The organism is Brevundimonas sediminis (assembly GCF_048799765.1).
GTDB lineage: Bacteria > Pseudomonadota > Alphaproteobacteria > Caulobacterales > Caulobacteraceae > Brevundimonas.
The window spans coordinates 35,524-47,608 of sequence record NZ_JBLYQK010000009.1 but is presented as its reverse complement, the minus strand read 5'-3'; the positions used below and the strand labels follow the sequence as shown (position 1 = coordinate 47,608).

Below are 12,085 nucleotides of genomic sequence, written 5' to 3'. Positions count from 1 at the left end.
CGCCGCGCCCCGGAACCGGGACGCGGCGTCAGTCGCACGAGGTGCGGGACGTCAGTTGCGCTTGTCGCCGCGCAGCGTGTCCTTCAGTCCGCCGACGGCGTTCTGGACCTTGCCTTCCACCTGGTCGGCCTTGCCTTCAGCCTTCAGCTTCTCGTCGCCGGTGACCTTGCCGGCGAATTCCTTGGCCTTGCCGCCCATATTCTTGGCGGCGCCTTCAATGCGATCCTGATCGGGCATGGGGAGCTCCCTTGACTGGCGCCGCCGGAGCGACGGCGCTTCCGGGGGAACAACCATGGGGTGGCGCGCGGGTTCCCCGACCGGTCAGCCCTTGCGCCTCAACCACGCCGCCACCGCCCAGGCATGGGCGTCGTGGCGCAGTTCGTTGAGAGCGGTATGCGGGTGCAGCCAGACCAGTTCGTGATCCGCCTCGATCCGGGCCGCCGGATCCAGCGAGACCTGTTCGGCGATCCAGAAGCCGCCGACGTTGTTCAACGGCTCGCCGGTCGACTTGCGGAAGAACTGCGCCGCCTCGGCGAAACGGGCGAAGGGCCTCACCGTCATGCCGGTTTCCTCGACGAATTCGCGGACCAGGGCCTCCGCCTCGGTCTCGTCGCCGTCAACCGCGCCGCCGGGCAGGTCATAATAGCTGCCCTCCCCCCGATCCACGCGAACGCAGGCCAGCTTGCCGTCCTGAAAGACGAGGCCGAAGGCGGTCGGGCGGAGCGTATGGTCCAGTCCCGGCGCCGCCACGCCGAACTGCAGGGCGATGGTCATCTCAGAGGTCGAAGGCCAGCCGCGCCCGGACACCCTTGTGTCCCGGATCGAACTCGACCGCGGAGCGGAGACCGGAGGCCATGGCGGAGATGATCTTGCCGCCGAGACCGGTGCCCTTGGGCGTGCCGTCGCCCATGCCGGGCCCGTCGTCCTCGACCGTCAGGAGGGCGCGATGCGGTCCGTCCGTGCGCAGGATGACGCGGATTTCGCCGCCCTGACCGGGCGCATAGGCGTATTTGACCGCATTGGTGACCAGCTCGGTCACCACCACGCCCAGCGACACCGCCTGATCGGTCGAGACCCGGATGGGTTCGGCGTCCAGACTGAGGCGCGGCGAGCTGTCATCGGGGCCGAGAGACTTGGCCAGTTCGTCGATCAGGCCCCGCAGATACTCGTCCATCTCGACCGACGACATGTCGCCGGAGGTGTAGAGGCGGCGGTGGACATGGGCCACCGCCTCGATCCGGGCCTGGGACTCCCGCAGCGCCGCCCGGGCGCCGTCGTCGGTGAGGTGCCGCATCTGCAACGACATGAAGCTGGACACCAGTTGCAGCGAGTTGCCGACCCGGTGGTTCACCTCGCGCAGCATGGCTTCGGCGCGGTCACGGGCGAGGCGAACCTGCTCCTGGGCGGCGTCGTGCTCCCGCTGCAGGCGGCGGCGCTGGATGGCGTCCTCCACCGCATTGCGCAGCAGGGTGGTGAAGTCCTCGGACACGTCCTTGATGACGTAGTCGGCCGCGCCGGCGCGAAGGGCGGCGACCGCGATACGCCCCTCCTGCGCGCCGGTGACGTAGACCACCGGCGGCGGGTCGTTCAGGGCGACGATGTCCGGCAGCACATCCAGGCCTTCACGGCCGGGCATGTAGTGGTCCAGGGCGATGACGTCGAAATCCCCGGAGCGGGTGACAAGCGTTTCCAGTCCCGCGTCTCCGTCGGGAGCGCAGGTGACGGCGTAGCCGTGACGGCCCAGCTCCTTCTCGACCAGTCGCGACAGTCCGCGATCATCGTCGATGTAGAGCAGGCGAATGACCTCGCCCTCGGATTTCACTCGATTTCCGGCGCCTGCATGACAGAGAGGAACAGCCCGAGCTGGCGGATGGCGTCCGCGAAATTCTCGTAGTCGACCGGCTTGGTGATGTAGACGTTGCAGCCCAGATCATAGCAGCGCTGGATCTCGACCTTGTCGTCCGTGGTGGTCAGCACCACCACCGGCGCGCGGCGCAGCCGCTCATCGCCCTTCACCCGCTCCAGAATGTCCGTGCCCGACATATCGGGAAGGTTCAGGTCCAGCAGGATCAGGAGCGGCCCGTTGGCGCGGACCTCGGCGCTGAACAGATAGTCGATGGCCGTGCCGCCGTCCGCGAAGTGCGCGATCTCATTGGCGATATTGGCGCGACGGATGTTTTTCTCGATCAGCTTGGCGTGACCGAGGTCGTCCTCGATCATCACGATCTTGACGGAACTGCTCATCAATAGTCTCCGGCCTCTGCGAGGATGAGGCGTGTGGGGAATTTCAGGATAAATGTCGAGCCCTTGCCGAGCTCCGACGTCACGGTGATGTCTCCGCCGAGGCGGCGAACGCTGTTCCGGACAAACGCCAGCCCCAGCCCCTCGCCCTTGCGATCCTGACGGCCGGACCGACGGAACAGCTCGAAAATGCGCTCGTGATCCCGTGGCGCGATCCCGCGACCATTGTCCTCGATCCGGTAGGTCACCCAGGTCCCGTCATCCTGCCCGGAGACGACGATCCGGCCGGGCCTGTCGTGGTCGAGGTATTTGACGGCGTTGTCGATCAGATTGCCGAAGATCTGTTCGATCGACAGCCGGTCGCTGTCCAGACGCGGCAGCGCCTCGACCACGATCTCGGCCCCCGCCTCCCCGGTCTGGTGTCGGATGCTGTCCGCGATGTCCTGGACCATTTTCGACATGTCCAGAAGTTCGGGCACGAGGCTGCGGCGACCTTCCCTGGACAGCTTCAGGATGGCGTTGATCAGCCGATCCATCTTCTCGGTGGAGGCGCGGATGAAGCCGATCGCCTCGGGCATGTCCTCGCGGACCGCCATGACGACGTCCGGATCGACCTTTCGCTTGCTCTCCGCCTCGGTAATGGCCTTGTCGACCACCCTGCCGGCCTGCTCGAGCTCGGAGGTGTAGCCCATGACATTGACCAGGGGCGCACGCAGGTCGTGGCTGACGATGTAGGCGAACCGCTGGATTTCCTCGTTGGCCCGGGTGAGGTCGGCCGTCCGCTCGCGCACCTGCCCCTCAAGGCCCGCGTTCATCCGCGAGACCGCGTCGCGCGCCTCCTGGATCTCCAGCACATAGCGGCGGACCAGCCAGCCGCTGACGCCGGCGAGAACAAGGATCAGAATGGCCCCGGCCGCATTGGCGCCGACGGTGACGCTGCTGGAGCGCTCGGACTGGCTCCGGCGGAGCTGCAGACGCGTCTCGGTGATGTCATCAATGGCGTCGGCCTCGTCCCGGAAGGCGTCCATGGCCGCCTTGCCCTCGTTGCTGCGGACGATGCTCAGGGCCGGCCCCACCCGTCCCGTCCGCGCCAGGGCGACGGTCCGGTCCAGTTCGGTCAGCTTCGACTCGGCCAGCTCACGCAGATGCGCGGCCCGCGGCGCCAGATCCGGATCGTTCCTGGCGAGCCGGGTCAGCTCCTCCAGCTCCTGCGGCAGCTCTCTCGAGGCCTCTCCATGGACCTCCAGATAATCGGGATTGCCGGTCAGGAGAAAACCACGCTGACCGGTCTCGGCGTCGATCAGGTGAATAAGGACGGTCCGCGTCTGGCGGCGCAGCTGCTGGGCCGCATCGACTTCGTCGTTGAAGCGCGCCGTCCTGTTGATCATCACAAGCGTGGCGATGTTGGTCGCCAGCAGAAGCACGATGGCGAGGGTCAGCAAGCCCGCCACCCGCCGACCAAGCGCCGGCGTGCGAAGGAACCGCCCCATGCCCAACAGGGTATCGCGCCACGCCCTACTCATCAAAAAGGAGCATTAGACGCATCAAATTTCCTGTCCAGTCGCCTCAGGGGAGAAACCCTCGCGTCGCTGCCGATTTAGGGTAAAGATAGACCCGTCTTGATCGGGGGAAAGGGACACAGATGGTTTGGTGGTGGTGGGTTGTTCCGGCGGTCGTCGCGCTGCTGGGCCTGGTCCTTCTGATCAAGGGTCTCGGCGCCCTGTTCCGGGGCAAGGTGATCGGCGGACTGGTGGGCGGCGTGGGCGGCGCGGGCTTTCTGGCCGCCGCCATGATCGCGACCCTGCTCGCCCTCGATGTGCAGACCTACTCCCGCCTCACCTTTGAGCGGCCGGTCGCCACCGTCACGACCCGCCAGATCGGTCCGCAGTATTTCGAGGCCACGGTCATGCAGGCCGCCAATGACGAGAACCTGCCCGCCGCGACCAACCTCTATCCGCTGCACGGCGACGAGTGGCGGATCGAGGCCCAGGTTCTGAAATGGAAGCCCTGGGCCAACGTTCTGGGCCTGAACACCCAGTACAGGCTCGACCGCCTCTCGGGCCGCTACCAGTCGATCCAGCAGGAAATCAACGCCGAGCGCAGCGTTCACCCGCTGGCGATCACGGACAACGACAACGGCCTGCCCTGGAAGATCAGCGCCTGGGACACGGCGCGGAAATACCGGAAATACATCGACGCCGTGGACACCCTGTATGGCGGCGCCGCCTACATGCCGATGGCCGACGGCGCCCAGTACGAGCTCTGGATCACCCAGTCCGGCCTCATCGCCAGACCGGTCAACGACGCGGCCCGCAGCGCCTCCTCCGGCGGCTGGACCGAGGTCCGGTAAACCTCCCGCTCCGTCCGGGCTATAACTAAAGTTAGGGCTGCCACAGTTCCGCTTTCCGCCTAGAGGGCGAAGGCGGGCGGCACTTTTCAATCGGCATGTCGTCCGCAGGCGCCGCCCCGGAGGCCACCACCGTCGGGGCGGCGCCACCCCTGCCGATCAGACCGATCCGATCGTCCGAAGGCGCGCCTTGGGGTGCACCTCGTTCTGGCTCATGACGACCGTCTGTCCGCGGAACCGCTCGATGATCGAGCGGACATAGGGGCGGACCTGAGGCCCGGTCAGCAGGACCGCCGTCTCGCCCGACATGGCCGCGCGCTCGAAGACGTCGCGGACGGCGCGGATGAAGTCCTGCAGGCGCGACGGCGCCATGGCCAGTTGCTTGTCTTCTCCGGGACCGATGAGGCTTTCGGCAAAGGCCTGTTCCCATTCGGGCGACAGGGTGACGATCGGCAGGGCGCCGTCCTCACCCTTGTGCTGCCAGCACAGCTGGCGGGCCAGCCGGGCGCGGACGTGTTCGACCAGGGTGGTGACCGAGGTGGTGTGCGGCGCGGCCTCGGCCAGGCCTTCCAGAATGGCGCCCAGATCGCGGATCGACACCTTCTCGCGCAGCAGGGACTGCAGAACGCGCTGCAGGGTGGTCACGGTGACGACCGAGGGGATCAGCTCCTCGACCAGCTTCTTCTCTTCCGCGCCCAGCTCCTTCAGCAGCTTCTGCACCTCCGCGTAGGAGAGCAGGTCCGCCATGTTCTCCTTGAGGATCTCGGTCAGGTGGGTGGTCAGCACCGTCGAGGGATCGACGATGGTGTAGCCGCGGAAGGTCGCCTCCTCGCGCAGGCTTTCGTCGATCCAGGTCGCGGGCAGGCCGAAGGCGGGCTCGCGCGTATGTTCGCCCGGCAGCTCCACCTGACGCCCGGCGGGGTCCATGGCCATCAGCGAGCCCAGACGCACCTCGCCGGCGCCGGCCTCCATCTCCTTGATCCGGATCGCATAGCCCTGGGTGCCCAGACGCATGTTGTCCAGAATACGCACCGACGGCATGACGAAGCCGTACTCCTGGGCCAGGGACCGCCGGAGGGCGCGAACCTGATCGGTCAGGCGTCGGCCTTCCAGATCATTGATGAGCGACAGAAGGGAATAGCCCAGCTCGATCTTCACCTCGTCGATGGTGAGGGCTGTGCCGATCGGCTCTTCCACGTCCTCGGCCGGGCTGCTGGCGGTCTGGGCGAGTTCCGCCTCGGTCGGCTTGGGCTTCAGCCGTTCGCGCCCCAGTCGCCAGGCCATGAACCCCGATCCGGCGGCCAGCGCCATGAAGGGGATGATCGGCATGCCGGGGATCAGACCGATCAGGGCGGCGGCGCCCGACACCACGCCCAGCGAGACCGGATTGGTGGCCAGTTGGCTGACGAAGGCCTTGTCGGCGGTGCCCTCGACACCCGCCTTCGACACCAGGAAGCCGGCGGCGATGGAGATGATGATGGCCGGGACCTGGGTCACCAGACCGTCGCCGATGGTCAGCTGAACATAGGCGTTGGCGGCGTCGGCGATCGGCATCCCGTGCGAGATGGCGCCGATCAGCATGCCGCCGATCGCGTTGATGAAGGTGATGATCAGGCCGGCGACCGCATCGCCCCGCACGAATTTCGAGGCGCCGTCCATGGCCCCGAAGAAGGTCGATTCCTGCTCCAGCTCCTTGCGGCGCAGCTTGGCCTGGTCCTCGGTGATCAGGCCGGACGACAGGTCGGCGTCGATGGCCATCTGCTTGCCCGGCATGGAGTCCAGGGTGAAGCGGGCGGACACTTCCGCGATCCGGGTCGAGCCCTTGGTGATGACGACGAAATTCACCACCAGAATGATCGCGAAGATGATCACCCCGATGATGAAATTGCCGCCCATCATCAGCTCGCCGAAGGCGGCGATGACCTGACCGGCCGAGCTGTGCCCCTCCTGGCCGTGGGTCAGGATCAGGCGGGTCGAGGCCAGGTTGAGGCCCAGGCGGAACAGGGTCGAGACGAGCAGGACCGTCGGAAAGATGGCGAAGTCCAGCGGCCGCTTCATCATCACGGCGGTCATCAGGATCAGCACCGACGACACCAGCGAGAAAGCCAGCAGCAGATCCAGCAGGAATTTCGGGATCGGCAGGATCAGCAGCATGATCACGCCGATCACGCCGATGGCCATCAGCACCTCGCCGCGCAGCAGCCAGCCGCGCATGTCGCTGGCTGTCGGTCGGGCCAGGCCGTCCTTCATCAGCACGGCGTCAGTCATGGCGAAGCCCTCCCGTAAGGAGGAGGGCCTTCAGGACGCTTCTGCGGTCCGGGCCGTGGGTCATGGATCAGGCCGCGTAGCCGGAGGCGGCGACGCCCGACTGCGGGGCCGGGATGGACGTGCCCTCGTCAGCGTATTCGTTCAGCTTGTTGCGCAGGGTCCGGATCGAGATGCCCAGGATGTTCGCCGCGTGGGTGCGATTGCCCAGGCAGTGCGACAGGGTGTCGAGGATCAGGGTCTTTTCCATCTGCGCCACCGTCTGGCCGACGTGGGAGCGGGTGACGACATCCGCGGCGTGGGCGGCCCGGGCGGCGGGGCCCGCGTCGGGGCTCGAGGCCGCCCCCGCGGTCCCGGCGCTCAGCGGCTGGCCGTCCGGCAGACGGATGGCGTCCACGTCGATCTCGGGACCGACCGCCAGCAGCACCGCGCGGTGCATGGCGTTCTCCAGCTCGCGGACGTTGCCGTTCCAGCGATGGGTGGTCAGGGCGCGACGCGCCTCGGCCGAGATCGGGCGCACCGGCACGCCATTGGCGGCCGCGTACTTCTTCACGAAGTGATCGGCCAGCACGCCGATGTCGCCCGGACGTTCGCGCAGGGCGGGCAGACGCAGGTTCACGACGTTCAGGCGATACAGCAGGTCTTCGCGGAAGCTGCCCTCGGCGACCGACTTGGCCAGGTCGCGGTTGGAGGTGGCGATGATGCGGATGTTGACCGGCACCGGCTTGGTCCCGCCGACTCGGTCGATGACCCGCTCTTGAATCGCGCGCAGCAGCTTGGCCTGCAGCCGGACGTCCATCTCCGAGATTTCGTCCAGCAGCAGGGTGCCGCCGTCGGCCTCCTCGAACTTGCCGATGCGGCGGGCCAGGGCGCCGGTGAAGGCCCCCTTCTCGTGACCGAACAGCTCGGACTCCAGCAGATTGTCCGGAATGGCGGCGCAGTTGACGCTGATGAACGGACGCTCGGCGCGCTTGGACCCGGCGTGCAGATAGCGGGCCATGACTTCCTTACCGACGCCGCTCTCCCCGGTGATCAGGATCGAGGCTTCCGAGCGGGCGACCTGGTCGGCCAGCTGGATGACGTGCTTCATCGACGGGTCGGCCGAGATCATCGGGCGCTCGTCGTCGGCGACCGCCGACAGGACCGCCGCGATCAGGTCCGCTTCCGGCGGCAGCGGGATGAACTCCTTGGCGCCCGCCCGGATGGCGTTGGCCGCGTCCACCGCGTCGGCGTCGACGCCGCAGGCCACGACCGGGACGTGGATCCGCTCGTTCTCGTTGGCCGAGATCAGGGCGGCGATGTCGACGCGATAGTCGACCATCAGCAGGTCGGCGCCCTGCCCCCGTCGCAGCTGCTCCGTCGCCTGATCGCCGCGCTCGACGTGCTGGACCTTGGCGCCGTGCGCCATGGCCATCTTCACCGCCGTCGCCAGCTGTCCGCTGAGCCTGCCAACCACCAGAAGCCGCATGGGTCTTCTCCTCTAATCTCTTACAGCCGGTCGCCGATCAGGCGCCCGAGTCTTCCGTCTTGATGATTTCCGTCATGGTCACGCCCAGACGGTCTTCCACGACCACCACCTCGCCGCGGGCGACGAGACGGTTGTTGACGAAGATGTCGATCGCCTCCCCGACCTTGCGGTCCAGCTCAAGCACGCTGCCGCGGTTCAGCTTGAGCAACTGGGCGACGGACATGTGAGCCTTGCCGAGGACCGCCGAGATGTTCACGGGCACATCAAAGACCGGCGCCAGATCGTGCGCCGACTTCTCGGTGACCTCTTCGTGGGCGGGGAAGCCGTTCTCGGAGGAGAACTCCTCCAGAGCCATGGTGTCGGTGGCCATCAGAACCTCCCGTCGTTCAGGGTTTCAGCGTGCCCGGCCTCGGCGGCCAGGGCAGAATTCAGAGCCTCGGCCATGCGGCCGAAGGCGGCGTCCGGCTCGAAGTCCGCGCGACCATCGGCCCATTCGAGCCGGAAGGCGGCGGGCGGCAGCCCCGGTTCGTCGCGGAAGGCCAGCGCCCCCGAGAAGCCGGCGTCGGCGGCCATCTGCTGCAGCCGTTCGCGGGTGTCGTCGTTCAGCTGGCCAGTGCGGATGACCAGGCGCGGCGACGCGTCGATCTCCTGCCCGAGCGCCTCAAGCGCGGCCTGCAGCGGCGCCTGCGGGAAGCGGTCGAGCGCCGAGGCGGCCACGACCCTTGCGGCGGCCATGGCCAGTTCCGCGGACTGCTCGCGATGGGCGCGGGCGATCTGACCGAGCGCCGGCGCGGCATTGGCCAGGGCCTGGCTGATCGACGACAGGGCCGCCGCCTGCAGGCTGGCCATTTCCGCCAGCGCCGTTTCGCGCGCGTCCGCCGCCGCCTGGGCGACCAGGGCCTCGACCTCCGCCTGGGTCCAGGCGTGCTTGGTCGGACGCCAGCCCGAACCGCGCACGACCTCGCCGCCCGCGTCGAACTCGGTGTCGAAGGAGAACAGGCGTTTTTCGGCTTGCGCGGTCATGTCAGTAGATCAACTCGTCATCGCCGCCCTGGCCGACCAGCATGATCTCACCCTTGGCGGCGAGATCCTTGGCGACCTGCACCATGGCCATCTGGGCCTGGTCGACGTCCTTCAGACGCACCGGCCCCATCGACTCCATGTCCTCCCGCATGATCTTCGCCGCGCGCTCGGACATGTTCGAGAAGAACATCTCGCGCAGGGTTTCCGAGGCGCCCTTCATGGCCAGCGCCAGCGAGTCCTTCTCGACCGCGCGCAGCAGGGTCTGGACGCCGCCGGGGTCCAGCTTCGACAGGTCCTCGAACACAAACATCAGGGCGCGGATACGTTCGGCGGCCTCGCGGTTGCGCTCCTCGAGCGCACCGATGAAGCGGGCCTCGGTCTGACGGTCGAAGCTGTTGAAGATGTCGGCCATCAGCTCGTGGCTGTCGCGCTTGGAGGTGCGCGCCAGGTTCGACATGAACTCCGTGCGCAGCGTCTGCTCGATCTTGTCCAGAATGTCGCGCTGGACCGGCTCCATCCGCAGCATCCGCTGCACGCACTCCAGGGCGAAGTCCTCGGGCAGGCTGGTCAGCACGCGCGAGGCGTGGTCCGGCTTGATCTTGGACAGAACCACCGCAACGGTCTGCGGGTATTCGTTCTTCAGATAGTTGGCGAGCACGGCCTCGTTCACATTGCCGAGCTTGTCCCACATGGTCCGGCCCGCCGGCCCCCGGATTTCCTCCATCAGGGCTTCGACGCGGTCGCCCGGCATGAAGGACGCCAGCAGTTTCTGGGTCTGCTCGTAGCTGCCCATGACAGCGCCCGAGCCGGTCATGCCCGAGACGAACTCGACCATCAGCTCCTCGACCACCGTCGAACTGACGGTGCCCAGGCCGGCCATGGCCTGGGAGATTTCCTTCACCTCCTCATCATCCAGCCCTTCCCAGAGCCGGGTGTGCTCTTCGCCAAGGGAGAGCAGGATGACAGCCGCCTTCTCCGGTCCCGTCAGTTTCCTGACGTCATCGACCGCCGGCTTCTTGGTGACCATGCGGGCGCCGGACATCAGCCTTCATGCACCCAGCTGCGGAGAAGCGAGGTCGACTCCTCCGGATGTTTCTCGACGAACTCGGCGACCTTCTTCACCGACGACGCCTTCACCTGTCCCTCGATGCGGGCGATGTCCAGACGCTGCTCCATGTCGGACGGCGCGCCCAGCTGGGGGACGGCGCCGCCGGCGCCGACGATCGAGGTCTGCAGGGCGGTGACCGGAACGCCGCCGGCGCCGGCCATTTCAGGCGCGCCGCCGCCGGTCGCGGTCTTCAGCAGCGGGCGCAGGACGAAGAAGATCAGCAGGACGCCGGTCACCAGCAGGACCAGCAGCTCCACGCCCCGCATCAGGTCGTCCTTGGTGAAGTTGAACAGCGAGGACCCGGCCTCGGCGCCGCCGCCCGCCACCGCGTCGCGGTTGAAGCGGACGTTCAGCACCTCGATCTTGTCGCCACGAGTCTCGTCGATGCCCACCGCGGCGGCGACCAGCGACTTGATCTGGGCGATCTCCTCGGCCGTGCGCGGCTCATAGGTCGGCTCGCCGTCGCCGTTGGCGGCGGGGGTCCATTTGCCGTCCAGCAGGACGGACACGGCCAGCTTCTTGATCTCGCCGGCTTCCTTCACCGTCGTCGTGGTGGTGTTGGAGATCTCGTAGTTGGTGGTCTCGGTGTTCTGGGTGTCGCGCGAGCCCTGCTGGGCGGCGCCCGGCGCCTGCCCGCCCGGAATGTTGTTGGTCGCCGTCGCTCCGCCGTCCGGGACGCCGGTCGTGTCGGTGCTTTCCGTCCCGTTGGTGGACGTCGAGCGAACCACCTGCCCGTCCGGATCGAAGCGCTGCTCCTGGGTGGTGGAGCGGGCATGATCGATCTCGGCGGTGACCTGCACCCGCGCGCCGCCGACGCCGACGACGCCCTCGACGATATCCTTGATGCGGGCCTGCAGCTGGGCCTCGGTCTGCCCCCGCGCCTCCTCGGCCGAGGCCGCGCTGAACCCGTCGGCCGCCGAGCCCGCGGCCAGGGTGCGGTTCGAGGTGTCGGTCAGGGTGACCTTCTCCGGCTTCATGTTGGGCACGGAAGAGGCGACGACGTTGCGGATCGCCTGAACCTGGGCGCTACTCAGCTGCCCGCCCGTCACGCCGACGACCACCGAAGCGGTGGGCTCGGCCGCCTGGGCCTGGAACAGCTGGCGCTCCGGCAGGGCGATCATCACCCGCGCCGACTGGATGCCGCGCAGACCCAGGATGGTGCGCGCCAGCTCGCCCTCCAGGGCGCGCTTGGCGTTCAGATTCTGCTGGAACTCGGTCTGGCCCAGCACCGACTGGTTGTCGAAGATTTCGTAGCCGACGCTGCCCGAAGTCACGAGCCCCTTGCCCGCCACCAGCATGCGGGCCTCGCCGACCTGGTCACGGCTGACGAAGATGGTCGAGCCGTCGCCGCGCGAGCTGTATTTGATGCCGGCGCTGTCCAGCGCGGTGGTGACCTCGGACGCCTCGCGCAGATCGAGGTTCGAATACAGCAGGGCGTCCGGCGCCTGCCCGATGCGCAGCATGACGGCGATCAGCACCGCCGCGACGCCGGCGGCGACGCCCAGCACCACGGCCAGACGGCCGATCCCGAACTTCTGCAACGCCGCCGTGAAGCCGCCCACGCGCCCTGACCCCGATACTTACGGGACCCTCATTCGACCCGCTGGGCAGAAAATGCCGGGCGCGTGGTAAA

At 67.6% G+C, this 12,085-nt stretch carries 12 protein-coding genes; 1 reads left to right on the top strand and 11 read right to left on the bottom strand.

The window, feature by feature from the left end; translation table 11 throughout:
• Nucleotides 1-51 precede the first annotated feature (51 nt).
• The 5 genes from ACLQ7T_RS07270 to ACLQ7T_RS07250 all read right to left on the bottom strand — a co-directional run bounded on the left by ACLQ7T_RS07270 (nucleotide 52) and on the right by ACLQ7T_RS07250 (nucleotide 3,731).
• Complete coding sequence (locus ACLQ7T_RS07270; RefSeq protein WP_420471413.1) at nucleotides 52-237, bottom strand: CsbD family protein; 186 nt, start codon at nucleotides 235-237, stop codon at nucleotides 52-54.
• 84 nt (nucleotides 238-321) lie between these two features.
• Nucleotides 322-774, bottom strand: coding sequence for an NUDIX domain-containing protein (locus ACLQ7T_RS07265; protein WP_420478814.1), 453 nt, complete (start codon nucleotides 772-774; stop codon nucleotides 322-324).
• Between the two features lies 1 nt (nucleotide 775).
• Nucleotides 776-1,822, bottom strand: coding sequence for a sensor histidine kinase (locus ACLQ7T_RS07260; RefSeq protein WP_420478813.1), 1,047 nt, complete (start codon nucleotides 1,820-1,822; stop codon nucleotides 776-778).
• On the bottom strand, nucleotides 1,819-2,244 hold the full coding sequence (locus ACLQ7T_RS07255; RefSeq protein ID WP_420471416.1) for a response regulator: 426 nt from the start codon (nucleotides 2,242-2,244) through the stop codon (nucleotides 1,819-1,821). Before ACLQ7T_RS07255 ends, ACLQ7T_RS07260 begins: the two co-directional genes overlap by 4 nt.
• Nucleotides 2,244-3,731: a sensor histidine kinase gene (locus tag ACLQ7T_RS07250; RefSeq protein ID WP_420478812.1), complete on the bottom strand. Its 1,488-nt coding sequence runs from the start codon at nucleotides 3,729-3,731 to the stop codon at nucleotides 2,244-2,246. The genes ACLQ7T_RS07255 and ACLQ7T_RS07250 overlap by 1 nt, the downstream gene beginning before the upstream one ends.
• Nucleotides 3,732-3,883: 152 nt before the next feature.
• On the opposite strand from ACLQ7T_RS07250, the gene ACLQ7T_RS07245 reads away from it, so the two are divergent.
• A complete protein-coding gene (locus ACLQ7T_RS07245) occupies nucleotides 3,884-4,591 on the top strand; it encodes a hypothetical protein (protein ID WP_420478811.1) in 708 nt (235 codons plus the stop codon).
• Between the two features lie 156 nt (nucleotides 4,592-4,747).
• Here ACLQ7T_RS07245 and flhA read toward each other — a convergent pair whose 3' ends face one another.
• The 6 genes from flhA to fliF all read right to left on the bottom strand — a co-directional run bounded on the left by flhA (nucleotide 4,748) and on the right by fliF (nucleotide 12,014).
• Nucleotides 4,748-6,856 (bottom strand): flagellar biosynthesis protein FlhA, encoded by a 2,109-nt coding sequence (gene flhA / locus ACLQ7T_RS07240; protein WP_420471419.1) that lies wholly within the window; start codon nucleotides 6,854-6,856, stop codon nucleotides 4,748-4,750.
• 67 nt (nucleotides 6,857-6,923) lie between these two features.
• The gene (gene flbD / locus ACLQ7T_RS07235; RefSeq protein WP_420478810.1) at nucleotides 6,924-8,321 is read right to left on the bottom strand and encodes a sigma-54-dependent transcriptional regulator FlbD; all 1,398 of its coding nucleotides are present in this window, start codon (nucleotides 8,319-8,321) and stop codon (nucleotides 6,924-6,926) included.
• Nucleotides 8,322-8,358: 37 nt separating this feature from the next.
• On the bottom strand, nucleotides 8,359-8,691 hold the full coding sequence (gene fliN / locus ACLQ7T_RS07230; protein ID WP_420471421.1) for a flagellar motor switch protein FliN: 333 nt from the start codon (nucleotides 8,689-8,691) through the stop codon (nucleotides 8,359-8,361).
• Entirely contained in the window at nucleotides 8,691-9,344 is a 654-nt protein-coding gene (locus ACLQ7T_RS07225) for a FliH/SctL family protein (RefSeq protein ID WP_420471422.1), read from the bottom strand. The genes fliN and ACLQ7T_RS07225 overlap by 1 nt, the downstream gene beginning before the upstream one ends.
• Before the next feature lies 1 nt (nucleotide 9,345).
• The gene (gene fliG / locus ACLQ7T_RS07220; RefSeq protein WP_420478872.1) at nucleotides 9,346-10,371 is read right to left on the bottom strand and encodes a flagellar motor switch protein FliG; all 1,026 of its coding nucleotides are present in this window, start codon (nucleotides 10,369-10,371) and stop codon (nucleotides 9,346-9,348) included.
• Between the two features lie 14 nt (nucleotides 10,372-10,385).
• Nucleotides 10,386-12,014, bottom strand: a complete 1,629-nt coding sequence (fliF, locus tag ACLQ7T_RS07215) for a flagellar basal-body MS-ring/collar protein FliF (RefSeq protein ID WP_420478809.1) — start codon at nucleotides 12,012-12,014, stop codon at nucleotides 10,386-10,388.
• Between the last annotated feature and the right edge of the window lie 71 nt (nucleotides 12,015-12,085).